Annotated in this window: 17 protein-coding genes; 5 read left to right on the forward strand and 12 right to left on the reverse strand. The window is 59.9% G+C overall.

The window, feature by feature from the left end; all coding sequences use genetic code 11:
• Window positions 1–285: 285 nt before the first annotated feature.
• Window positions 286–1,062 carry a zinc-dependent peptidase gene (locus ACILSL_RS19665; protein WP_395733766.1) on the reverse strand — a complete coding sequence of 259 codons (777 nt, stop codon included), beginning with the start codon at window positions 1,060–1,062 and terminating at the stop codon, window positions 286–288.
• A gap of 399 nt (window positions 1,063–1,461) precedes the next feature.
• Window positions 1,462–1,611, reverse strand: a complete 150-nt coding sequence (locus ACILSL_RS19670) for a hypothetical protein (RefSeq protein ID WP_395733767.1) — start codon at window positions 1,609–1,611, stop codon at window positions 1,462–1,464.
• 414 nt (window positions 1,612–2,025) lie between these two features.
• Here ACILSL_RS19670 and ACILSL_RS19675 point away from each other — a divergent pair, with 414 nt between their 5' ends.
• Entirely contained in the window at window positions 2,026–3,357 is a 1,332-nt protein-coding gene (locus ACILSL_RS19675) for an ammonium transporter (RefSeq protein WP_395733768.1), read from the forward strand.
• A 155-nt stretch (window positions 3,358–3,512) separates the two neighbouring features.
• Window positions 3,513–4,439: a metallophosphoesterase gene (locus ACILSL_RS19680; RefSeq protein ID WP_395733769.1), complete on the forward strand. Its 927-nt coding sequence runs from the start codon at window positions 3,513–3,515 to the stop codon at window positions 4,437–4,439.
• A 73-nt stretch (window positions 4,440–4,512) separates the two neighbouring features.
• Here the strand turns inward: ACILSL_RS19680 and ACILSL_RS19685 are convergent, their stop codons facing one another.
• On the reverse strand, window positions 4,513–4,824 hold the full coding sequence (locus ACILSL_RS19685) for a hypothetical protein (protein WP_395733770.1): 312 nt from the start codon (window positions 4,822–4,824) through the stop codon (window positions 4,513–4,515).
• A gap of 238 nt (window positions 4,825–5,062) precedes the next feature.
• Complete coding sequence (locus ACILSL_RS19690; RefSeq protein WP_395733771.1) at window positions 5,063–5,638, reverse strand: hypothetical protein; 576 nt, start codon at window positions 5,636–5,638, stop codon at window positions 5,063–5,065.
• A 301-nt stretch (window positions 5,639–5,939) separates the two neighbouring features.
• Between ACILSL_RS19690 and ACILSL_RS19695 the strand changes: the two genes are divergently transcribed.
• Window positions 5,940–7,499 (forward strand): PQQ-binding-like beta-propeller repeat protein, encoded by a 1,560-nt coding sequence (locus ACILSL_RS19695; RefSeq protein WP_395733772.1) that lies wholly within the window; start codon window positions 5,940–5,942, stop codon window positions 7,497–7,499.
• A gap of 23 nt (window positions 7,500–7,522) precedes the next feature.
• Here ACILSL_RS19695 and ACILSL_RS19700 read toward each other — a convergent pair whose 3' ends face one another.
• The 8 genes from ACILSL_RS19700 to ACILSL_RS19735 all read right to left on the reverse strand — a co-directional run bounded on the left by ACILSL_RS19700 (window position 7,523) and on the right by ACILSL_RS19735 (window position 20,543).
• Window positions 7,523–8,437: a hypothetical protein gene (locus tag ACILSL_RS19700; RefSeq protein ID WP_395733773.1), complete on the reverse strand. Its 915-nt coding sequence runs from the start codon at window positions 8,435–8,437 to the stop codon at window positions 7,523–7,525.
• Window positions 8,438–8,443: 6 nt separating this feature from the next.
• Window positions 8,444–9,286, reverse strand: a complete 843-nt coding sequence (locus ACILSL_RS19705) for a hypothetical protein (protein ID WP_395733774.1) — start codon at window positions 9,284–9,286, stop codon at window positions 8,444–8,446.
• Window positions 9,287–9,297: 11 nt separating this feature from the next.
• A complete protein-coding gene (locus tag ACILSL_RS19710; protein WP_395733775.1) occupies window positions 9,298–10,197 on the reverse strand; it encodes a MotA/TolQ/ExbB proton channel family protein in 900 nt (299 codons plus the stop codon).
• Window positions 10,198–10,240: 43 nt separating this feature from the next.
• A complete protein-coding gene (locus ACILSL_RS19715; protein ID WP_395733776.1) occupies window positions 10,241–11,884 on the reverse strand; it encodes a hypothetical protein in 1,644 nt (547 codons plus the stop codon).
• A 1-nt stretch (window position 11,885) separates the two neighbouring features.
• Window positions 11,886–14,918 (reverse strand): hypothetical protein, encoded by a 3,033-nt coding sequence (locus ACILSL_RS19720; RefSeq protein ID WP_395733777.1) that lies wholly within the window; start codon window positions 14,916–14,918, stop codon window positions 11,886–11,888.
• The gene (locus tag ACILSL_RS19725) at window positions 14,915–17,683 is read right to left on the reverse strand and encodes a hypothetical protein (protein ID WP_395733778.1); all 2,769 of its coding nucleotides are present in this window, start codon (window positions 17,681–17,683) and stop codon (window positions 14,915–14,917) included. Before ACILSL_RS19725 ends, ACILSL_RS19720 begins: the two co-directional genes overlap by 4 nt.
• 5 nt (window positions 17,684–17,688) lie before the next feature.
• Window positions 17,689–19,533, reverse strand: coding sequence for a hypothetical protein (locus ACILSL_RS19730; RefSeq protein ID WP_395733779.1), 1,845 nt, complete (start codon window positions 19,531–19,533; stop codon window positions 17,689–17,691).
• A 137-nt stretch (window positions 19,534–19,670) separates the two neighbouring features.
• The gene (locus ACILSL_RS19735; protein ID WP_395733780.1) at window positions 19,671–20,543 is read right to left on the reverse strand and encodes an alpha/beta hydrolase fold domain-containing protein; all 873 of its coding nucleotides are present in this window, start codon (window positions 20,541–20,543) and stop codon (window positions 19,671–19,673) included.
• 148 nt (window positions 20,544–20,691) lie between these two features.
• Between ACILSL_RS19735 and ACILSL_RS19740 the strand changes: the two genes are divergently transcribed.
• Together ACILSL_RS19740 and ACILSL_RS19745 are read left to right on the forward strand one after the other, a co-directional pair.
• The gene (locus ACILSL_RS19740) at window positions 20,692–23,214 is read left to right on the forward strand and encodes a PSD1 and planctomycete cytochrome C domain-containing protein (RefSeq protein ID WP_395733781.1); all 2,523 of its coding nucleotides are present in this window, start codon (window positions 20,692–20,694) and stop codon (window positions 23,212–23,214) included.
• A 15-nt stretch (window positions 23,215–23,229) separates the two neighbouring features.
• Window positions 23,230–24,651: a DUF1501 domain-containing protein gene (locus ACILSL_RS19745; RefSeq protein WP_395733782.1), complete on the forward strand. Its 1,422-nt coding sequence runs from the start codon at window positions 23,230–23,232 to the stop codon at window positions 24,649–24,651.
• The last annotated feature ends 9 nt before the right edge of the window (window positions 24,652–24,660 follow it).

The following is a 24,660-nucleotide window of genomic DNA, read 5'->3' on the forward strand; positions in this document are numbered from 1 at the left end:
CAAGGGAGATGCAGGCGGGAGGTTTTGGGGGTTTTGTTGGTTTTGATGGTTCATTTAAAAAGGGGGAGTTACTTTTTCGACCATCCCAGATGGAGGTGGGCTGGGGGTTTTGGTGGTTTCGGAGGTTTTGGAGGTTCATTTTAAAAGGGGGAGTGTTTTTTTCACGGCGGGATTCACGGCGGGGAAGGACTCGAGGGCGTGCTGCCATGAATGAGCTGATAAATGACATGCTTGTAGATACCACTCTGTGCTATTCAGAATCACTGTAAGGACTGTGGGGCACCCTCACTCCATCCACTCCCGTGGATCCAGACGGTAGTACCTGGCCAGCTCAGCGTACATCTCCGGCCGCTCGTCGTAGAGCTTCTGCGGTTTCTCGAAGAAGGTCTCGGTGGCCACGGCGAAGAACTCCGCTGGATTGGTGGCGCCGTAGGCATCCAGCACCTTCTCGGTGCCCTCATCCGTGCGCTGCAGGAAGTCGGCGTAGTTGTCATGAAAGACGTGGGACCACGTGCGGTAGGCGGCACCGCTGGGCAGGGCGGGGGCACCATCCGTGGGACCATCTTCGTGGTCTAATTGATGGGCAAACTCATGGAAGGTCACGTTGTCTCCATCGTGAATGTAGCGTGCTCCGTGAGCCACGGAATCCCAGGCCAGCACCACGGTGCCCCAGCGGGAGGATTCCCCCAGCCGGTGCACCTCTCCCTCGCTGACGATGCCCTGGGCGTCTCTGCGCTGCCTTAGCGAACTGAAGGTGGTGGGGTAGAGGTACACGGCACTCAGCTTCGGGTAGGGTCTCCCCGTGCGCTGCACCACCAGCAGGCAGGCCTGTGCTGCCACGGTAAGGATCATGGACTCCGTCAGCTCCAGCCCGCCACAGCCTTCAAAACGAATCGTCGAGATGAACTGCGCGATCCTCTCGTGAAGCCGCAGCCGCAGCTCCTCCGGCAGGTGGGCATACAGCGGTACATTCTGCCTCAGGATGTCGATCCATTCCTCATGGAACACCATGGGCTCCTTGGCCTCGATGCCCAGCAGCGCCTTCAGTTTCTCCCAGATCATGGGGCGGAGAGTAGCCCATGGGTGGCTGGCTGCCAGAGCATTTGAAAATGCAGGCCCATGACTGCGAGGCAGGGAGGTTCTTGTTCCACAGAAACAACGCTCCTCAGGTATCCCAACCTCATCCCGCAGGGTGGAAAAAATATTTTCACTCTGCAAAACACACCGACGAAACCGACGAAACCCCCAGCCTGCCTCCATCTCGGAGGGCAGAAAAATAACTCCCCCTCTCCAAACGAACCACCGAAACCACCAAAACCCCCGAAACCTCCCTCCTGCACCGCCCGGGACGGCTGAAAAAAATATTCCCCCTGCAAAACACACCGACGAAACCGACGAAACCCTGCAACTTGGGGTCAGTCTTCCTGCCACACGCAGGACAGTAAAAACACACTCCCCCTTTTAAAATGAACCAGCAAAACCAACGAAACCATCAAAACCCCGGTTTCGTTGGTTTTGATGGCTCCGCTGGACGGGAGCAGGAAATGTTTTTCGACCGGCCTGGGCGCCATCGGCGGCACGTTTCACCTCGGCGATGTCGATCTTGATCATCTGGGTCATAGCCTCCAGGGCCCGGTCAGCCCACCTCCCAAGGGAGCGCGTCCGCGCCTCAGGAACCATGGAATGGTAGAAAAAAATAGGACCATGCCGGAAGACAAACTGGCCAATCCGCAGCAACCCCCAGGTGGGAGCCTTGGTAAGGCAGCCTCGTTCCGGTGAAACGGGAAAGCGTAGCGCCACGGTTCGCGCCTGCAGGCATCGGTCCAAAAGCAGTGTCTTCAGGCAGGGCGCGGAATCACGACACAGCAAAGCTGACTGGGGGTGAAAACCAGCAATCTGTGGAAAAATAGAGCAAGAATCATGCCAACTAGCGGTGGTTTCTTCTTGCCTGCAGGGGTGGTTTGGTTAGCATCGGACCCCAACCAGCCTCCAACCAAGGCTCAAGCACCAACCACCCAACCAACCATGACCTCATCCCTGCTGAAACGCACGGGGAGCGGGGCCGCACGGCATGCCTTTGCCGCGCTGGCCGCGCTCGCTCTCGCCACCACCTCCGCCCAGGCCGCCGACGGCTCCACAATCAATAGCGGCGACACCGCCTGGCTGCTGACCTCCACCGCGCTGGTGCTCTTCATGATGATCCCCGGCCTGGCGCTGTTTTACGCCGGACTGGTGCGGGCGAAGAACATCCTCTCCATCCTGATGCAGTGCTTTGCGCTGACTGCCGTGCTCAGCCTCGTCTGGCTGGCCGTGGGCTACTCGCTGGCGTTTTCAGACGGCGGCAGCATCGTCGGTGGTTTCAGCAAGGTCTTTCTCAGCGGCGTCACTCCCACGTCCGTGCGCAGTGACTGCCCCACCATCCCGGAGCTGCTGCACTTCGCCTACCAGATGATGTTTTTCCTCATCACCCCGGGCTTGTTCATCGGCGCGTTTGCAGAGCGCATGAAGTTCCAGGCCATCCTGATCTTCAGCGTGGTGTGGAGCCTCGTGGTCTATGTGCCCTGCTGCTACGGTGTGTGGCACAAGGCGGGCGCGTTCTTCGGCCTCACGGGTGTGATCGATCTCGCGGGCGGCATCGTCGTGCACATCACCGCCGCCGTGGCCGCGCTGGTAGCTTGTATGATGGTCGGCCCACGTCGTGGTTTCCCGCATGCGCAGATGATGCCGCACAATCTCGCGCTCACCGTCACCGGCGCAGGCATGCTGTGGGTGGGCTGGTTTGGCTTCAATGCGGGCAGCCAGCTCGCGGCGAACGGCTCTGCGGCCATGACCCTCGTCGTCACGCACATTTCCGCCAGCTCCGCCGCCGTGGTGTGGATGTTCATCGAGTGGCTGCGCAATGGCAAACCCAGCGTGCTCGGCATCGCCACCGGCTCCATCGCCGGACTCGCGGCCATCACCCCGGCCTCCGGGAAAGTGGGCCCTGTGGGAGCCCTCTGCATCGGCGCCATTTCCTCGCTGCTGTGCTGGCTGGCCTGCACCAAACTGAAGCATCGCTTCAAGTATGACGACTCGCTGGACGTCTTCGGCGTCCATGGTGTCGGCGGCTTCGTGGGCACCATCCTGGTGGCCGTGTTTGGCACCACCTCCTTCGCCGGCGGCCTGGGAGATTTCCACATCGGCAGCCAGCTCGTCACGCAGCTCCTTGCCTCACTTTACACCATCCTGCTTTCCGGCATCGCCAGCTACGTCATCCTCAAGGTGATCGATGTCACCCTCGGCCTGCGCGTCAGCCCCGAAGACGAAAACCAGGGCCTCGACCTCGCCGAGCACGGCGAAGCCGCTTACAACGACTGAGTTTAAACCCATGTCGCGGGAGGGAAGGGCAGAGGCAGTCACCACGCCTCCACTCCCTTCCCCGCGCATGGTGGTGTGAGGCTTGCGTGGTGCGCGGGAGATGCGGAGCCGAAGCTTGTTGCGCAGCCGCAAGGCTACTTTAGCCTCCCCCAGCCATGCCCATCCATCTCCCCACCCCATCCCGGCGCACGTTCCTCACTCAGCTTGGCGGCGCGGTCGTCTGCGCTCCGGTGCTTCGCGCAGCAGACTCACAGCGGGTGGATGCGGACCGCATCGCCATTCTCAATGACACGCACATCGGCGCGCAGCATCCGGCCAGTGCGGCCATCCCCACGCACCTGCGCGAGACGGTGGCCTGGCTCATCGCGCAGGAGCGGCGGCCTGCGGCGGTCGTCATCAATGGAGATCTCGCCTTGAGCAATGGGCGGCCCGGTGATTACGAGCACTTCGCGCGGCTCATCGCCCCGCTGCGGGAGGCCGGCATGCCCGTGCACCTCACCCTGGGAAATCACGACAACCGCGACATTTTTTACCAGGTGCTGCAGGCGGAGAAACCGGCGGAGCCGCCCGTGGTCTCTCGGCATGTCGGCGTCGTCTCATTAGCCAAGGCGAATCTCTTCCTGCTCGATTCGCTCAAAACCGTGGGGCAGGGCGCGGACGCCCGCGCCGTCGCGCAGGGGTTGCTCGGCCCGGAGCAGCTCAAATGGCTGGGCCGCATGCTGGATGCGCACCCCGGCAAGCCCGCGCTCGTCGTCGCCCATCACAATCCCCGGCTCGGCGGCGAGGAAAAGCATTTCCCCGGCGGCTTGGAAGACTCCGAGCCTCTGTGGGAGCTCCTCGTCTCACGCCCGCAGGTGAAGGCGTACATCCACGGCCACATCCATCATCGGGATCACTTCCAGCATCGCGGCATCCACATCCTGAACACTCCCGCCACCTCCTACGTGTCCAATCCCACCGAGAGCACCACTGGCTGGACGATGGCCCAGCTCACGCAGCAGGGCGCAGACTTCACCACGCTGACGCATGCGCAGGATCACGCATGGAATGGCAAGGTGGAGAAGGCGGTGTGGCGGGCCTAGGCTGCGCTTCCTCCTCTGGCGGAAGGAGCACACCCAGTCTCGGGATGAAGGCAGAGCGCGGGTGCGTGGAGGATCATTCCGCGGACGCCTGCATCAAAGGTCCCACATGCACGGAGCCTTTTTTATCGCCAGCGTGCCGCACGGCCTGGGCGTGGTAGAAGGTGTTGCTGGCCATGCTTTGGTGATCGTAAAGGAAGGGCGTGTAGAGTTTCGGACTGTACTGCTGCAGCGCCACGCCATTGTTCATCACCAGAGGGCCGATGACGCCTGGAGCGGATTCGAGCACCGTCCCGGTATGGACCAGCTGGATCTTGGGAGAATATGCGCAGGCGGAGAGGCCGGCGGCCAGACCGGCCAGAGCGAGAAGCATAAGATGACATTTCATGGCGATAAGTGGTAAGGAGTTGAAGCGCGAATGTGAGACACTCAGTTCTAACATTGGACACCCAGAGATCGAAAACCGCTCAAAGAACGACCTTCCGGAACACCCCCGAGAAGAGGGTCAGGTACTCCATTACAGCCAGGTGGCTGGCGGCCGGTGTGATCCCTGCCCATCCCTTATCCACCCCCCTGCTGGCTGGAGCATCAGTCCGGGATTGCCCGTTTGATCAAGGAGGGGGCTGTCAATGTTTGGCTCCTGCGTCCTTCTTCTCATCCGGGCTCACGACGTCGCTGAAATGTTTGGCGACGCATTTCGGGCAGATGCCATGGGTGAACTGGGCGGCGGATCGCGAGGCCACGTATTCTTCCATCTGCTGCCATTCGCCCTCTTCATCCCGGATGTCCTTGCAGTAGGCGCACGTGGGCAGGAGCCCCTCCAGCGTGCGCACGCGGGCACGCAGGGCCTGGGTCTGCTCAGACAGTCTGCCGCACAGAAAAGTGATGAAGAACAGGATCGCGAGCCGCAGGATGGCGTTGGTGATGGCGACGGGCAGCGTGTAAGGAATGCCCCAGTAATATTGGATGCAGAAGCGAATGAGGCACAGGATGGCCCCCAGCCACAAGGCGGTGCGGAGACCGCAGTTCCACGCCATCAGCGCCACGGGGATCACGAACAGGAAGGGAAAGAAGATGATGGGGCTGGCCAGGAAGTCGCTGCAAGCCATCAGCAGAGCCATGCAAAACAGCACCCGCCTGTCGTTCCAGGGATACCTTTCGAAAAAGTATTCAGACGGAGGTTGGAGGGTGGGTCCAGTCATGGCAATGGCCGCTTAACAAGCATGGAATAGGTTCTGCACAAGAGCGGACTCGTGCAAATGACTATGAGCCAGTGACTAATGGACGGCATGGGCTCCCGTCTGTGAATCCACTTAAGCTGCATCTTGATCCGCTGAAAGCAGATCTGATTCTGAGCCGGTGAAGCCTCTGCACTCAAAACACCTCACGGCTCCTGTGCAGATCCGGATGGCAGGTGCCAGAAGCCGCATGCCCTTTTCATCATCAATCGGGCGATGATGCTTGTTGAAACTTAAGGCGGCGCGAAGCCGTTTACGGCAGCTCATGAAAACCGCTTTTGCTGCTGCGCATGTCCTGCTCTTTGTCTCCACTGCATGGGCAGGTGATTGGAATCAATGGCGCGGGCCGGACCGCAACGGGGTTTCACAGGACACGAGCCCGATTGCGGATGCCTTTCCAACGGAGGGGCTCAAAAAGGTCTGGGAGAGCGAGTTCATACCCAGCAATGAGTATGGCGGCCATGGCAGCCCGGTGGTCAGCGGGGAGAAGGTGTTTCTCAGCGTGGTGTGGCATGAGCGCGTGCCCTCTGAAACGCGCGAGATCGACACGGAGGTGCTGCAGTCGCTGAACTATCGCAGCACGTCGCCGGAACTCGCGAAGAAGCTGGAGGAAACCCGCCTCAACCTGCCTGCGCTGCGCGGCGCGAAGTTCGATGAATGGGTGACGCAGTGGCGCAAGGACAACCTGAGCGAGAAAGAGGAGATCAACATCGGCACCTGGGTGGCCAGCCGCTTCAAGGCGGGCAAAAATGCCATCGCGCTGGAGTGGCTGGACAAGATGAACAGCCGCCAGGGCAAGCCGTTTGCCAGTGCGGCAGTGTTCAGCAAGTGGCTGGATGACGAAGGATTCCCACCGGACGTGAAGGAGAAGATGATCGCGCTGGTGCCGAATACGGTGAAGACCGCGCAGGATGTGATCCTCTGCATGGATCTGGCCTCAGGGAAACAGATCTGGAAATACACGCAGCCGGGCAAGCCCAGCGGCCGCCAGTCCTCCAGCACCTGTGCGGTGGTGGATGGCAAGGTCTATGCGGCGTGCAGTTCGGAGTTGCTCTGCGTCAACGAGGCCGACGGCAAGCTGGTGTGGTCAGCACCGCTTTCTGTCAAAGGACCTGCGGCATCGCCGCTCGTGATGGGGGACCGCGTGTACATGGCCGCTGGCACGACCTGCGCTTTCTCGAAAGCGGATGGCAAGCTGCTGTGGGAGCAGAAGGAAGCGAAGGGATTGATCGCCAGCCCGACGTGGTGGGCGCCGAGCAGCGGCAAGCCCGTGCTCGTCATCAATGGCAACAATGCTCTCTACGGTCTCGATCCGGAAACCGGCGGAGTGAAATGGAAGGCCGAAGGCGGCAGCCAGAGCACGCCGGTGAGCAGCGGCGACTGGCTGGTGCTCTACAGCGGCACGGAAGGCGTGGGCCTGCGGGCGTACAAAATGCAGCCTGATGGCACGCCGAAGACTGCGTGGTCGCATTTCTGGGTGACGCGCCGCTACGCCGGCAGCCCGATCATTTACGAAGGCAGCGTCTATCTCTGCTGCGGTGAAAAGCATCAGTGCATCGACCTTGAAACAGGGGCGGAGAAGTGGGTGGTGAATGAGGTGAACAGCACCATCACCTCTCCGCTGCTCGCTGACGGCAAGCTGCTGGTTTATGAAAACAACGGCACGCATGTGCGCATGGTGAAAGCCACCAACGCCGCCTACGAGCAAATGGGCCGTGCTAAAACAGATGCCATGGGCTGCTCCTCACCCGCCATTGCCAACGGCAGGCTGATCGTGCGGCAGAAGGACAAGCTGGTGTGCTTTGACCTGCGGCCGACGAAGTGAGAGGCGCGCTACCTCAAAGCTCCTTACAGCGGAGCGGGGGAGGTGCCTTTGGGGCTGAAGGTGATGATGAAGTGCTCAGGAAACACGTCGAAGCCGTAATCCAGGCCTGCTTCAAGGACCAGCAACTTGATGGCGCGGAAGGTTTCGAATGAATCGGGATAGACGCACAGGCTGACGTAAACGCCCCCGCGCTTGTAGCTGGCCAGGAGTCTGCGCAGCGTGGCAAGGTCCGTCATGGGGATGCCTTCGGATTTCTTGGGAATGGCTTCGTAGTCTTCCGCGCCCTTCATGACACGTGTGATGCCGGAATAGTTGGCACCGGTGGAGTCCTGCAGCGGATACACCGCCCCGTACTTCAAGATGATGTTCGTGGCTGACTTGGTGATCTGCCGCTCTTTGGGAAAGCGCACACGCTCGATGCGTTTTTCATCCTCGGCGGTGATCTTGCTGCGGAGGCTTTGAATTTGCGCGGCGAGATCGCGTGCCTTTTTGTCAGCCGCTTCCATTCTGGCTTTGGCATCGGCGAGGCGCTGGTCGAGGGCCTTGATCTCAGAGCGGAGGACCGTGAGGTCTCCCACAGGATCTTTGGAGACGGTGGTGTCGGAGTTCGTGGGCTGCAGTTTTCTCAGCCGGTCCAGGGTGGCCTGGAGTTCGTTGCGCTCGCTGATCAGGGTCTGCAACTCGTCCTGCCCTTTGGACTTCCTTGTTTCGCTGATTTTTAGGAGTCCCGCGAGTTCGCTTTTGGCGGCTGCGATCCGCTCCGCCAGCAGCCGGCCCTGAGTGCCTGAAATGCCGTTGGGGTCGCCCGGAACGGGAGTCTTTTGATTGGTCAGAAGCGCCAGCAGACAGGAGATGAGGATGATGCCGCCAAACACATTGCACAGGGTGTCGAGCAGCAGATCGAGGCTCTCTTCGGAGTTGGGGCGCAGTCTTCTCATGGCCTGTTACTTGGTGGGCCCGGCAGGCTCCAGCTGGATGTGTTCGGGGATGAGATCGTAGCCGATTTCATAACCTGCGCCCCGAGTCCGCCGGGTGACTTCATCAAACTGCAGCGCGCCTGAGGGTTTGAAGTAAAGCACGATGTAATGCTGAGCTGATGGGTAGGCGGTCAAGGTCTGCATCAGCTCCTCCAGCGAGCTGGCGGACTTCGATTTTGAGCCGTCAAAAAGCTGGATGCGAAAGCCGGTCTTATCGACCACGACGAGCACGGGATCTTTGTTGGTGGTGCTCTTTTCAGGAATCAGGCGCAGGACGTTCTGCTGATCATAGCTCATCTGCAGAAGGCTCTGGATTCTTTTGACCTCGCTCTCCTTCGCGGCCACTTCGGACTCCGCCTTCGCGGCCTTCTCCGTGGTTTCAGGAAGGAGCTTTTTGAGTGATTCGATGGTGGTCAGCAGCTTCTGCTTTTCTATGCGCACCTCCCTTTGAAGGGGCGTCTCCTCGGTGGTCTTCTGGGTGGCATCCGGCTGCGTGGAGGGAGTGAGCCGCTCAATGGAGCGCTTCAATTCCTCGATCATGCGTCTGATGGTTTCCTCCGTTTCGTTCGGACTCAGTTCGGCCATGACGCCCTTCTGCTTGAGCTTCACGATTTCGGCCAGTGTGTCTTTGAGGGTGACAGTCAGAGCTGAATGGGGATCTGCATCGCTGCTGATACTGATGACATCATCGAGATTGAGCGCGAGAAAAATGGTGATGATGACGAGAAAGCCGGTGGTGCCCGTGATCACGTCCTGGAACGCGAAGAAACTCACCGCGCTGCCATGGGATTTTTGGAACCGGCCTCTCATCGCAATGGGGATCAGGTTTCCTGCAGACGGAGTTTTCCAGCCACCTGCCTGCTGCAGACGTCATTGCAGTTGTCCAAAAATTGAGATTCCAGGGACTGCATGAAGCTGACGATGAGCTGCAAAATGAACGCGCAGACCAGAGCAACGAGGGTGGTTTCAAAGGCGGTGGAGAGTCCGCCGGTGACCGTCTTCAACGAGGCGCGGATGGCGGTCAGATCTCCGCCTGCTTGCAGGGTGTCGGTAAAGGCACCGATGGCCTGGCTCAGGCCGAGTACGGTGCCGATGAAACCGAGCACCGGAATGCCCCACATGAAGCCCTGAATGATCCCATAGCTGGAGGCGATCTGGGCTTCGTCGTTTTCCGCCTGCACCTTGAGGATGGCGGCCACATCGGCGGTGTGGCCGATGTTGTGTAGATTGGCGAGTGCGAGATCGATGCGGTTGAAGAGGACGAAGTGGTGCGGGTTGTCCACCAGAGTGCTCATGCGCTCGCGCACCTCGCGGGCGGTGGCGGAGGTCAGTACAAACTCAGGCTCCTGCGGCATGAGGGGCAGACCGAAGACCCTGCGCTGAAAGACCAGCTTGCGCCATTTGAGCAGCAGCAAAGCCAGCGCCCAGAAGAAGAGCAGCATTGTGGGGTAGGGGCAGGGGCCGCGCTCCAGAAACATGGCGGCAAACCACCGCGTCTGCGGCCACTTCTGCTGCACCAGAATAATGGCGGTGTAAAAGGCGGCGGTCAGCAGCAGGGCGATGATCAAAGACAAAGTGTTGCCCGGACTGGTGAAGCGCCCACCCCGAAAGCCGAGCCTGCGCTCAATGTCTGAGCGAGACCAGTCGAGTGATTTCGGCGTGTCCTTGAAGGGATTGCCGGATGGAATGGCCACCGAGTTTGATGGCGGGACCTGTGGCATGCTCATGGATTGGTGAATTTGTGGTAGGACGTGGCAGAAGAGTTCATTGCTCCGACGCGATCGGTTTGATGCCGAGGTTGCGGGCCTCTTTGAGGGAGATGAGTTGGTATTTTGAACTGCCCCCCCCCTGCAAATTGAGGACGCAGCCCTGAATCCTGCCACTGCCCACGTTCATAGCCTCCACGAAGGTGCTGACGGAGGCATGGTTTTCTTTGGACTGTTCAGCATCGGAGAGAAACTCCAGCTTCTCTACATTGGTGATGTTGTCGCGGCCCAGCATCGTGGTCTCCAGACCGGTGGGAAGGGCCGCGCTGTCCTCTATCTCGTTGAAGGCGAGAAAGCAGTGGCCGGGGACTAGCACGAGGTAGGACTGAATGCCGATCTTTTGCAGCACAGAGGCCATGAGAACCGTGCCGTCCACACAGTTGGCCGAGCGGTTGTCAATGGACTCATCCAAGAAACGCACGCTTTGGCAGAACATGCGGTCTCCGGGCGGCGTGTTGGTAACGCTGCTGTATTTGATGCCACGGCGCTGGAGGGCGTTCCAGATCGCAAACACCTGCCTCTTAACCTGCATCCTGATCTCTTCTGGCTTGTCGGGATCGCCCTGATAACCGTTGAAACTCTTCACCAGGCCGGTGTCTTGCGCCTCTTTGAGGATTTTCTGAACCTGCGGGTGGCCCTCATTGACGTAGGCGGCAAAGAGGAAGGAGAGGTTTGTTTCTCCTTTGCCATCCGCATTCAGCAGCACCAGGGGACAGTCGTTGATGGATCTCATCGTGTAGGTTTCTGTCACTTCCGGCAGCGGCTTGCCATCGACTGAGGCCGTGAAGCTGACATTGACGGGCCGCTGCTGGCGGACCTTCTGCAGTGCCGCGTAATCCCAGATGAGCTTGGGTATGATCATGGCCGCGCCATCCTCGCTTACCGAGGTGATCTCCCCCTCCCATTTGGAGGGTTTTGTGAAGCCGTCCACGGTTATTGCCACGCTGACATGGGCGTTCTTTGTCACCCCTTCCACTACCAGGCCCAGCCAGCTGCCCTCATCGCCGAAGATGGCCGGGGCGAAACTGTTCAGCTCTTGGTTGTTCCATTGCACGTTATAGGTGGAGACGAGCGCACTGGGGAAGAACTCTTTCCCGGCGCGGGAATAGGGGAGGATTTTCAAGACCCTCGCTGTGGCCTCTCCCTTGCCCTCGCTGCCAGCACTGGTGCTTGTTGAGGAGGTGTTCGTTGTGGTGTTGGATCTGCGGTTGCTGGAAAAACTGCTGGCGATGAAATACACGAGCACCACGCCGATCAGAATGCAGACGGTGGAAGAGAGGATGATGGTCGGCCAGAACCAGACGGGCTTTGCTGCCTTGCGACCGGCGGGCAGCGGCAGAGAAGAAGGAACGGCTTTGCCCATGGGCGGCGGTGGCGGTACCGATGACTGCAGATCTGGCCGCGGCAGTGCATTGCCGACAAGCTGCGGCAATGGAGACGGCGGGAGATTTCTCACCGGGGGCGGTGCGAGCAGCGGGCGCTGCTGCTCCACGAAGTCCCGCAGCACGAGCCGTCGGCCGTTCACCTGGATCTTGTACAAGGTGTGCAAATCCCCCGAGACGAGGCCTGCCTCAATGTCTTCATAGGTGAGGCCGGACTTCACAGTGCCGCGCCACTCCAGAGAATAGGTTGTGTTGCTCATATCAGGGGTTGGTTAGAAAGAGGGATTCAGCAGGGAGCGGCTTGAGATCGACTCCGGTGGAGGAAAGAGCTTCTTGATACTGCTGCAGCAGGGCGCGCCGGTCTGCAGTCACGAAGAACACCGGGCTGAGAGGAACGGAGGCGGAGGCCACGATCGCTTTGGGCGTGTCTGATGCGGCTTTTCCAGCGGCAGGATTGGGCACCAGGAGCGGCTTGCCGTTCTCCCTGCTGATCATCCACAGCTCACCTGCGCTGCGTCCCTGTGAGTTGAGGACAAGAGACAGATCGGTCTCCACATAACCGGCAAACTTCAGTCCGGCACTGGTGGCGGCGCGCAGGTAGTTCCTGTGGGCGAGCGCCTCCCGCAGATAGGCGCGTGATTTCAAAGGTTTGAAAAAGGCGGTGAGCGGCGTGAGCCATTTTTCCTGCATCTCCGGCACGAGCCAGTCTTCGCTGCGCAGTGGCGTGGTGCCGAGCGTTCGATGCAGAGCTTGCAGATCCTGCTGCAAGGACGGGCAGTGCACCAAGCCCCATTCACGCGGCCTCAGGTGCATCATGTCTTCAAGCTTGAGCAGGACGTAGGCTTTGGCGATGGGGCTGCCACGGGTGTCCTGCACCAGCTTGTCACAGACTTCCAGGAGCGGCTTGAGCACGTGCTCTCCTTTTTCGTCACTGATGCGTCCGATATCCAATGAGTTCATGAACTCGCTGGTCTGACTCAGGCGGGTGGTGGTGATGGCATCCCCCTGGTATTCGCCCACCTCTCCGGCGCGGGTGAAACTGTGCTGGATAAACATCACCGACGTCTGTGTCGGATCGGGCTGGTAGAATTTGGCGCTCCAGCGGCTGGAGCCACCAATGACCGTCGCTTCAGGCTTGCCCATTGACCACACGGTGCCGCCGCTCTTTTTGCTGGAATAGTGAATCACGCTGCTCTCGAAAATGTTGTTTAAATATTCGTTGTGCAGAAGGGAGAGGATCATTTTCAGCTCCGCTTCGAGCAGTGTGTCGGGCGCCATGTAGCTCCTGGACTTGTCATCGAGAACAGCCTGGAGCAGATCCTTGTCTCCACCGGTGAAGAGGGCGGCCTGAAAGGCTTTTTCCGTCGGCAGGGTGTCCAGCATTTTGAGGGAGGGGGCGGCCTCGGCAAACTTGATGGTCTGCCACTTGGTGATGGCCTTGCGGTAGTCGTCCAGCGAGGCGGCACCGGCGGTTTCCTTGCGGATGGTGGCAAAGGTGCGCAGATCATCCTGGTAGGTGCTCAGACGCTGGCGCAGGGCGCGAATCCGCGTCTCCAGATCCGCTGGGAAAGCCAGGGCCGGCACCTCGGGTTTAAGGAATGCTTCGAGGGGCAGCAGCTCCTTGTCGATGGCCGTGCAACTGGTGCTGACATTGGCTGCGAGCTTCTCGTGCGAAAGCTCGGCGGTGCCGCGCTTTTCGAGCTTGGCCAGGGTGGAGGAGGTGCTGGCGACAAGTTTTTTCAGGGCCGTCACGAGGTGAAGATCCGCCTTGGTCTTCAGGGCTGCGAGGCGGTTTTTCGGTTCTGCCGCCACATCGCCTCCCAGTTGTTTTACCAAGGCTTCGGCATCGCTGAGCTGCCTGACGAGTTGGGTGGCCGTCAGCTTGGTCTGCTCCCCCTGGAATGAATTTTCCAAGGCCAGCAGCGCTTCGGCGGCCTGCTTGCCGGTGACGCGGGACTTGGCGGCCCATGCACTGACTTCTTCGATCCGGGCCTGCAGGTAGGGCCAGCGCAGCAGCAGTTCCTCTTCGCCACGCAGTTTCTTGATCAGATTTTCTGCGGCGCTGTAGTTTTCCTTGGCCTGATAGGAGGCGAGTTCCTGCGTGAGCGTCCAGGCCTTCCAGGCATGCAGGCTGATGGCGGAAACGCCGCAGAGCAGCACCAATGCCGCAGCGGCCAGCGCGATGTTTCCCGCACGTTTGGTGCGCTGCATGCGCTCCAGCTTGTGCCGCAGTTCCTGGCCAGCCGTGCGCAGGCGCTGCAACGAGTCAGCGGCCACCGGCAGCTGATAGCCTTCCAACTCCTTCCAGCGTTTGACGAAGCTTTCATCCTTGCCGGCAATCTCTTCAAACGTGACGCCAGCGCCCGTGAGCAGGCGGGTTTCCACCTCCTCCACAAAGGAGAGAAAGCTTTTGAGTGTGCGGTCAAAATTGCGCTGCTTTTCATCGGCAGCCCTTTCCTTTTGATGGAACTGGGTCAGGTCCGCCAGGGTGGCTTTTTGCGCAGCATCGGCAGGCGTGAAGCCATGCTCTTTGAACATGGCGTTGATGACGCTCAGCATCTGTCCCAGCTGCCGCCATCTGCCCTCGGCCTTGAACTGCTGCATGGTGGTGAGCATGCCCGGCACGCGGGCCTCGGCCTGCCTGCGGCGGAGCGCCTGACGGATGTTCTCCCCCTGCTCAAAGACATCCAGGCGTTCCAGCTTGGATGGAGGAGCGGCGGCCTTGATGTCCTCCGTGAGCGTGGCGATGCGTTCTTCGTCATCCGTCTTCAGCGCCTCACGCAGCAGGTCGATTTTTTCCTGCAGCGCCTTGTTCTCCAGACGCTGGAGTTCCTTGCGGGCATTGTCGTCCTGCGGGTTGAGCTTGAGGATGGTTTTGACGATGCGCAGCGACTTTGCGTCATCGCGTGAGAGCACCGCCGCGCGAAAGTCTTTATAAAGCGGATGATTGGCGGAGATGCCCCGGGAATAGAGGGACTCCAGATCCTGAATGATGCGGAGGTTCACGCGGGGGGCCACTTTCAGCCCATGAGCGTCGCAATAGATCTGCCAGTTTTTTTCTTCGCCGAAACTCACGGCTGCCGCGAGATCCAGCAGCGGCGGGTCTTCTTCCGCCACCTGGAGGGCTTGGTAGTCGCTGCCTTTTTGCAGCATGGTGGCGACAAGGTCCAGCCGCCGCTCCACATCCGAACAAAACTGCGCGTAGAGGATGGCGGCATCCTCCACGGCGGATGGTGGCACCTCCTCTTTGAGGGCGGCGCGGATGGCCTCGATGGCTTGAGTGAGAGGTTTCACGGGTTGGTCGTGGGAGTTGCTGCAGGTTTTGCTGGAGGCACGATCTGCACTTTGCAGATGTCGATCTCAGTTCCTGCCTTGGGTGAGGCATAGAGAATGAATTCGCCTGAAGGCAGGCCGGGCTTGGGCAGTTCTTTGGTCTGTTTTAAAGCGGCCAGTTTTTGCCTGGCCTCGGCCAATTCACTCTCCTTTGCAGCGATTCCGTCATCATACTGTTTGAGTTTTGCCTCAGAACCGGACTGTTTTGCCCCGGAACCGGACTGGTTTTTAAGGAGCACTTCCTTGAGGTTTCCCAGGCTTTTTATTCCGTCGAGAAGGGCCTGAATCTGGTTTGCCAGAAGTGTCATGGCCTGGGCATTTTGAACGGAAGTGAGCTGTTTCTGCGAGAGGATCCATTTTCCATCCTGCAGAGTTGCATCCCAAGGCTCTTCGAGATTCAGCGGAGAGCGCAGCTTGAACTGCGATGCTGCATTAACAACCTGAAGGCGACTGAGCAGCGCTCCCAGTTTTGGCGATTCGATCATTTCAGGTGACTCAACCAACGTGGCCTTCAAAACGAAAGGCATAAGAGCTGAGTGGCCTGCGGATGATTTGAAGATGCGAAGATCAAAAAGAACTTTGGTGCCCTCTTTGCTGCGTGCAACGATCCTGACGCCGTCGGGCGATTTGCTGAGTTCTTCAGGAATGGCGGTCAGTTTGCCGTCCTTGGAGAAAACGATCATTTCGTTCAGTTTGGCAAACAAGGACGTGCCGAACTTGAGCGCCTCGTCGCCTTCCAGGCTGACCGGCAGCCACTTCTTCAGTTCGCCCTCTTTGGGCTCGGCCTTTCCATCCGGGGGCGAATGCTGTGCCCAGGCGTTGCCGACAAACAACTGCATGTCATCAGAGACCTTCAGCCCGGCGATTTTTCCCGCCGGATCTTCGTTGGGCTGGAGCAGGCAAAGATGGATGGGATTGGTGGCGGAGATCGCATCCGCATCCTCGATCATGACCACCGGTTTTGGCGCCACTTGAGGGCGCGGATCGTCAGCCTTGACCGCCATCTTGGGGTCATTTTTCTTGTCAGGCTGCTGCTTCAATCCTTCCGCCTTGGCTTGCAGCCATTCTGGCAGTGAATTGTTGGAGGCGGCAGTTTGCGCTGTGGCGCGGGACTGGGGGCCTGCATCGTCCAGTGCTGCCCAAAGCTTCAGCCATTGCTGCACTTCGAGAACGGTGCTGTTCTGCGGGTCTCCGGGGAGTTTAAACACTTCCTCCCACTGAGCACGGGTGTCGCGTGCAGGCTCCGCATGGCGCAGCACTTCTCGGGCTGCGTCCTTCAGTGATTGGACGAATTCCTCACCGGGTGGCGGAATCTCTTTCAGGCTTGTAAAACGGGTCAGCTGCTTCCAGGTGGCATTGCGTGAGTCCTGCCATTTGCGGTAGGCCTCAAGAAGGTCCAACGCCGTCACGCTGGCCTGGCCGGATTGCAGTTTCGCCCAGGGTTTTACATGCAGTCCTGTCCATTCCTCCAGCAGCTTTTGGAGATCTTCGAGATCGTCCGCGGTATGTGCGGGAAGGGGGAGTTCGATGGAAGTCCCCGGCTGCTTCAGCACCTGCTTCATGATGCGGAAAAAGTCTTCGTGTGACTTCAGCAGAGCCGTCCCTTCTTCAAGGTCGGGCTGTTCTTCGAGCAGCTTGCGCGTGTCGCTGAGGACGAGTTGATGATTTTTCCAGGTGGCGGCAATTTTTTGTTCATAGTCCGCACGCGCCTGTTCCTTCAGATTGTTCTGCCGCAGCAAAGCACCCACCACGACAACGATCATCACAGCGGCAATGATGAGCGAGATGCCGATGAAGCTCTTGTTTGATTTGGCAGCTTTGCGGCGTGGCTCAGGCGACCACGCGCCCATGGGGCTGACGGGAGCTGACGCGGCATCTGACGAACGCATGGATTCATAGACCTGTGCTGGTGCGGAGTGCGCAGGCGCCGGTGCTGCCGCACTCACGGATTCAAAGGCTGGCGGGGCAACCTCGGGTAGAGGCGGCGACGGCAGCGTGTCAGGACGGGTGAGATCGAGCGTGAGGCGGTTGGAGGTCTCCGCCTGCGAACGCATGGGGGAGGTGGATGACAGGGCGATCCAGCGGAAGTCCGCCACATCGTCATTGGGCTCCAGACAGGTGGTGAAGCGGGTCTGCCAGGAGTGCGCCGGCTGCACCTGCAACGACTCGCGGAAAAGCTCCAGCGCACTGATGCCAGAAGGTGTGATGAGATAGCAGCCCCTGTCTGCCTCACGGGACCAAAGGATGCCGGCGGAGGCGGGATCACCGGTGACTGCGGCCCAGGCATGAGAGGCCGAAGGGGTGAAGCTTGTCAGATTGATCTCCTCGGCAGGGTCAAGGTAGCGCGGGCCTTCGTTCCATGATGTGCGCCAGGCCATGGAGAGGAGCACGTCCGCCGGTGTCAGTCCTGCGGCGGAGAGGGCGCGAATCTCCCGAGGTTCGGCGATGAGGTGATGGGCGATGTGATTGGTGCGGCCGGTGTAGTCTGAGCCGGCGTCCTGCAGGCAGCTCAGCACATGATAAGTGCTCGAACCTACGGTCAGGATGCGGTGGGCGTGAACTACGCGCCGGGGATCATGACCCGGCAGCCGGGCAAACTGGCTGAAGCGTTCCACCGCTGCTGCGAGCATGCCGCTGACAGCGCGATGTCTGGCCACGGTGCCGAATCCCGTGCGGCCTGCTTCGATCAGGCGGGGGGCGCTGGTGTAAATGAGCTGCCAGGCCATGTGGATCAGTTCGCGGAGGTGGAGGGAATCATTTCAGGCGTCGCCTGCGACAGCACCCAGAGTGTGGGCGCCTCCACATGCTGGGGATTGAGCTGCTTCGGATCCGGGCCGATGCGCGGCGTGCCGTCTCGGTCAAGAAATTCCACCGGTGAAGAGCCCAGCGGACTGACGGCGAAGTAGCACACATTGGAGGAGATGGCCTCCGCATTCGCCACGATGGAAGGGCAGATGCGCACCATGAGATTGCGCACGCGCTTGGAGTTTGCCTTGATGTGGTCGAGTCTGACCACGCCATCTTCAATCACGGGGAGCAGGGGTTCATCTCCCAGCAAAGAGGCCCAGGTGTCATACTTGCCCACCATCACCGCGAACGGTGTGGAGACGCGCTGGCGGGAGTCCAGCCCGAGCAGGCTTTTGATGCGGACTTCCGTTTCAGCGAGGATGACATCCTGCTGATCGATGCGGTGGGTTTTGATCTGCGGATCCGTGACGCCCTTCATCATGGCGCGGAACTCGGTGTTGTGCAGGGGATCGAAGAGAAAGAAAATGCCGGAGGCCACCGCGATGTGCTGGGCACCGGGCGAGTCCGCACTGTTGCGGGTCGGCTCGAAATGCTCGCCCGCATTGTCATAAAAGACCATGGAGAAGCCGTTGTCCGGCGTGTCGGGATGAGACAGTTTGAAGATGAAAGGCTTGGGCAGGCGCACCTTGCGCCCCTGGCGTGGCAGGGTCTCATAGAGCGCCCCTTCCAGATCGGTTTTGGCCAGGAAGGCATCCTCCGGTGACGAGGAGGAAAACAGCTGCGTCTTCATCTGCGTGAGGATGACGTTCTCCGAGGGATCAGCATCCCGGAACGTGATGCCAAAATTCTGGAACAGGGTGCTTTGCAGGATTTTGATCAGCACGCTGAGGTAGTACGATTTGCCTGAAGAGGGCGCGCCGACGATGGAAAAGATGTGATGGGGCAGGTCGAGGAACCCCGGTGGCAGCTTGCGGCGGCAGTGCGGGCAGGCGAGGTCGGAGGTGGAGAGGCCCATGGCATCCAGCGCCTGCCCACGGTCATTGAAGCGCGTGGCGTGGAAGCGCTGCATGGCTTCATCGCCCAGCATGGGATCACCCCGCAGGCTGTTGTGCACGGCAATGTTCATCGCATCGCCCCGGTCAAATTTGAACCAGCAGATCGGGCAGGTGAATTCGCCGTATTCGCTGTTCACTTCCGCGGCCTCCATGGCTGGTTCACGGGAGCTGGATCGGGAACGGGCCGGTTCGGCTGATTCATCCGGCATGGAGCTGTAGCGGTCATACCACGCGGTTTTTTCGGCCGGCGGGGTCATGGGCGGCGGGATTTTGAGGATCTCCATGGAGTCGTGCACATAAAACCCCATTTGCTCCATGCCGTTCGGGATTAAAACCAGCCGCTTGCGGGCGTTGGTGGAAAACTGGCCCAGCCAGGTTTTCAAAAACTCCGGGCCGAAGGGGCCGTTCCAGTCATGCTGCTCACTGTTGTAAACGAACCACGAGTTGTCATTCCCCAGAGCCATCCAGGTGCCCGGCTGGGGGCTGTATTTGAAGGCCAGCAGCTGCCCCGCGCCTGTCATGGTGTGCTCCTCTCCCGGCAGGGATCTGAAAAAAGTCGTTTCAGCGCCGTTCACCAGCACCGGGCTGCTGAATTGGAAGTCCATGGCATCGCCGGTTTTCGTGACTTTGCAAAGCACCTGGGGGCACTGCGGCGAGTTTACCTTCAAATCTGACTGAGGCCCTGCGCCAATGACAAACGTGCCGCCGTCAAATTTGGAGCGTTCCCCGGTGATGCAGTTTAAAATGCAGAGCGAGTTGTGGTTGCCGTTCATTCTTGCCTGTTGCGTGATTGGTGGGGAATAATTAAAAAAATGAACCTGCGAAGTTCGATCTTAACTTGGCTTTTTACTTAGAAAAGCACGAGTTTTCATGGTTCATCAAATCATTGCAAATTCAATCTGCAAAGCAGCTAGCGGGCCGCCACAGGCTTGAGATGACGGTCAAAAAAGGCCAGCATGAGCTGCTCGGTCTTTTCAGGGGGCACGCCTTTCAGACCGTGGCCAGCTCCTTCGAAGCCGACGAGTTCGGCTTCCACGGTGGCGGCCTTGAGCTTGTCCACGATCCAGGTGGCCTGCTCATAGGCGACGTATTCATCAGCCGTGCCGTGAAGACAAAGGGTGGGGGCGGCATTGGGCGTCACCCAGTAGAGAGGACTGCCGATGATGTGCTCCTTGCGCTTGGTGCTGAGATCGCCGCCGAAAAAGAGCGGCAGCACGTCCTTGGCGTCCACGCTCTTGTCGTAGCTCTTGGTGAAGTCACTGGGGCCATAGAAATTGACCACGCAATTCACGGCGCTGCTTTGCTCCAGATTGCCATCACCTTCAAACTGAGGGACGCCGGCGGTCACGCCGAGGAACTGCGCCAGATGACCGCCCGCAGAGCCGCCCATGGCTCCGATGCGTGCGGGGTCCACGTGATATTTCGCGGCGTTTGCCCGCAGCCAGCGCACGGCGGCTTTGCAATCATGGACGGCGGCGGGGAACTTGTAGGCCGGTGCTAGCCGGTAGGTGACGGTGATGGCCACATAGCCATGCTGGGCGAGTGTGAGCAGCAGTTTGTCATACCCCTCCCGCTTGCCAGCGCGGAAGCCGCCGCCATGGATGCAGACCACGGCGGGGAAGGGGCCCGTGCCCTCTTTGGGCTGCGCCAGATTCACCTGCAGATGCTGGTTGTCTGGATTGGCGAATTCGATGTCGCGGGTGAAGGTGACGTTGTCTGGAACGACGAGTTCCGCCGCGTGAATGGAGGAAACGAGCAGCAGGGAGGCGATGATGTGGCGCATGAGGAGTGAAGGGGTGGGAAAGAAATGAGGGAGGGACCTAACGGCTCTTGTCGGCGGGGAGTTTCAGCGGGGGTGGCATGCAAAGGCAGCACGAGAGAAACCTTTTTAGGGCCAAGGTGTTACACGCTGTCATTCGCTTCACCCTCCCATGAAGACTCTGCCCTTCTCCGTCCTTCTGCTTGCTCCCATGGCTCTGTACGCCGCTGACGCCACCGAGGCGTCGCATGCTGGCATACCTGCGGATCAACTGCAGTTCTTTGAGAAGAACATCCGGCCCGTGCTGGTGCAGTCCTGCTACAAATGCCACTCCGCTGAATCGTCCAAGGTCAAAGGCGGATTCACGCTGGATACCCGGCAGGCGACGCTGCTGGGCGGGGAATCGGGGCATCCGGGGGTGACGCCGGGCAGCATCGCACAGAGCAGCGTGTACGAGGCGATGACCTGGAAAAATGAGGACATGCAGATGCCGCCGAAGCAAAAGCTGCCGGATGATGTGATCGCGAACTTCAAAAAGTGGATCGAGATGGGCGCCCCTGACCCGCGTGAAAACAAGGTGGTGAATGCGGGCGGTGGCAAGCGGGTGATCGACATGGATGAAGGCCGCAAGCACTGGGCCTTTCAGAAACCGGTGAAGACTGCACCTCCAGCGGTGAAAACGGAAGGCTGGGCGAAGACGGAGATCGACGCGTTCGTACTGGCTGGCATCGAAGCCAACGGCTTGCACCCCATGCGCGATGCGGACCGCCCCACGCTGATCCGCCGCATTGCGTTTGACCTGACGGGGCTGCCGCCGACTCCGGATGAGGTGAAGGCCTTTGTCGCCGATCAGTCGCCTGAAGCGGTGAAGCGAGTCATCGACATGTATCTGGACTCCGGACGTTATGGCGAACGCTGGGCGCGGCACTGGCTGGACGTGGCCCGCTATGCGGAAAGCAGCGGCAAGGAGGTGAACGTGCTCTACCCACATGCATGGCGCTACCGTGACTACGTCATCGATTCATTCACGAAGGACAAGCCGTATGACCAGTTCCTCAAGGAGCAGATCGCAGGAGACCTGCTGAAGTTTGAGGGCAAGCGCGATCAGGCGAACAAGATCGTGGCCACGGGTTTTCTCGCGATTGGGGCCAAAGGACACAACAACCGCGACCGCCGTCAGTTCTCAATGGATGTGGTGGATGAGCAGATCGACGCCGTGTCGCAGTCCATGCTGGGGCTGACGCTGGCCTGCGCACGCTGCCATGATCACAAGTTTGATCCCGTGACGCAGCGCGACTACTACGCGCTGGCGGGCATCTTCCTCAGCAGCGAGACGCTGTTTGGCACGTATGAGCAGCTGCAGAACAACAATACGGCAGGATTGATCGAACTGGATCGCACTGCCGGGCAGACGGCCTCCCTGGCGAAGATTTCGCCGTCTGAAGTGGCTGAGCTCAAGGGCAGCTATGAGCGTGCGAAAACCGCTGCCGCCGAGGCGCAGAAGGAGATTTTTGCCATGCGCCAGCAGGACCGTGAGAAGGCTGGGGCGGCGAGCTTCCTGCGCATTCGGGGCGCACGTGATCGTGCGGAAGAGGTGAAGGCGGACGTGGATCTTTTCTATGACGATGGCACGCCGCGCACTCTGGCCATGGGGATGCTGGATCGCGCCACCCCGTTCAACAGCCCGATCTTGATTCGTGGCGACATCAAGCAGCCGGGCGAAGTGGTGCCACGAGGACTGGTGGAGGTGCTGTGTGCGAAAGGCGAGCCGTTGAACATCAGCCCGCAAAGCGGCAGCGGCAGGCTGGACCTGGCCTACTGGATCGCCTCGAAGGACAATCCCCTGACGGCACGTGTGATGGCCAATCGCGTGTGGCTGAAACTCATGGGCAGCGGCATCGTGCCGACACCGGACAACTTTGGCACGATGGGCCAGAAGCCATCCAACCCTGAATTGTTGGACTATCTGGCGGTCTCCTTCATGGAGAATGGCTGGTCGGTGAAGAAGCTGATCCGTGAGATCATGATGAGCCGTGCCTATCAGATGGGCTCAGGCTACGATGCGGCGAACTATGCCGTCGATCCCGATAACAAGTGGCACTGGCGCATGAACCAGCGCCGCCTGGAGGCGGAGGCGATCCGTGATGCGATGCTCGCGGTGGGGGGCACTCTGAATCTGTATCCGGTGGACGGCTCGCCCGTGGCACGCGCTGGTGAGGGCAGGCAGGGCTTGCTCTCGATCTTTCGTGGTGAGCTGACGAGCAAGAGCTACACCTATCGTTCGATCTACATTCCAATCATCCGGGATCAGATTCCAGAAATGCTCTCGGTCTTTGACTATCCGGATGCGAGCCTGGTGAATGGGGATCGCGATACGACGAACGTGCCTTCGCAGAGCCTGTATTTGATGAACAATCCGCAGGCGCAAAGTGCAGCGGATGCGTTTGCGGCACGCATCGCCAAGCACCCGGGCAGCTCCGCCGAACGTCTGAGCTACGCCTACGAGCTGGCGTTTGGCCGTGAACCCACGACGCAGGAGAAGGCGGCCATCAGCAACTTCTGGATGCGTTTCCCGCAGCAGATTGCGAAGGACAAGGGCAGCGGCAAAGAAGCGAAGGCGCAGGCGGAATTTGCCGCGCTGTCCGCCTTCTGTCAGAGCCTGATCGCGAGCGCGGAGTTTCGTTACCTCAATTAAAGCACCTCCCACATCATGAACACGACCCCATTCTCCCGGCGCGAGTTTTTGAAGACCGGCTCCAACGGCTTCGGCTACCTGGCCTTTGCAGCGCTGGCACAGCAGCAGGCTCTGCGCGCCAATCCGCAGGCCGCCACGGGACCGCTGGCACCGAAAGCACCGCATTTCGCGCCACGTGCAAAGCATGTCATCTTTCTCTGCATGCAGGGCGCGCCGTCGCATGTGGACACGTTTGATTACAAGCCAAAGCTGATCGCCGACAACGGCAAAGGCGCGCCTTCGGCGGCCGGACGCTATGGCACCGCGAAGCTCATGGCATCGCCCTGGAAGTTCAACCGGCAGGGCAAGAGCGGCCTGTACATCTCGGAGCTGTTTCCCAACCTGGGCAGGCATGCGGATGAGTTGTGCATCCTGAATTCGATGTCCACGGATCTGCCGGCGCATCCCCAGGCGTTTTCCCAGCTCCACACCGGCACGACGCAGTTCGTGCGGCCATCTTTGGGGTCATGGGCCTTGTATGGACTTGGCACGATGAACGAAAATCTGCCCGGCTTCATCACGGTCAATCCACCCGGCAATGCGACACGCACCTACGGCAGTGCATTCCTGCCTGCCATTTATCAAGGCACCAAGATCGGTGGCAATGGTCTCCCCGGCGGCGCAGGCCGGCGGTTCGGCGGCGCAGAACAGGCCACGGTGGCGAACATCAAAAACAACCGCTACACCACCGAGGAGCAGCGCACGCAGCTGGATCTGGTGCAGGCGCTCAACAAAGCTCGCATGCAGCAGGACGGCGGTGTCAGCGCCGAGGTGGAAGGTGTGATCGAATCGTATGAACTGGCGTTTCGCATGCAGGCTGAGGTGCCGAGGGTGATGGACCTGAGCAAGGAAACAGCGGCCACAAAGGCGCTGTATGGCATTGATGAGCAGGAGACGGATGCCTTTGGCAGGCAGTGCCTGATGGCGCGCAAGTTTGTTGAGGCTGGCGTCCGATTCATCGAGCTCACCAACGGCAACTGGGACCAGCATTTCAATCTGAAGGCCTCCCTGGAGCGCAACACCGGGGCGATCGACAAACCCATTGCCGGATTGCTGACCGATCTCAAGCAGCGCGGACTTCTCAAAGACACGCTGATCATCTGGGGCGGTGAATTTGGCCGCACCCCGCACAGCCAGGGGGAGGATGGGCGCGATCACAACAACAAGGGCTTCTCCATGTGGATGGCCGGTGGCGGGGTGAAGGGCGGCATGAATTATGGCATGACCGACGACTACGGCTACGAGGCCGTGCTGAACAAGATGCACATCCATGACTGGCATGCCACGGTGCTGGCTCTGCTGGGCCTTGATCACGAACGGCTTACCTTCCGGTATGCAGGCCGTGATTTCCGTCTTACGGATGTTTACGGCACGGTGGCGAAGGAGATCATCGCATGAGCGAATTAG

The sequence above is a fragment of the Prosthecobacter sp. genome (genome assembly GCF_044222345.1).
Taxonomy (GTDB): domain Bacteria; phylum Verrucomicrobiota; class Verrucomicrobiia; order Verrucomicrobiales; family Verrucomicrobiaceae; genus Prosthecobacter.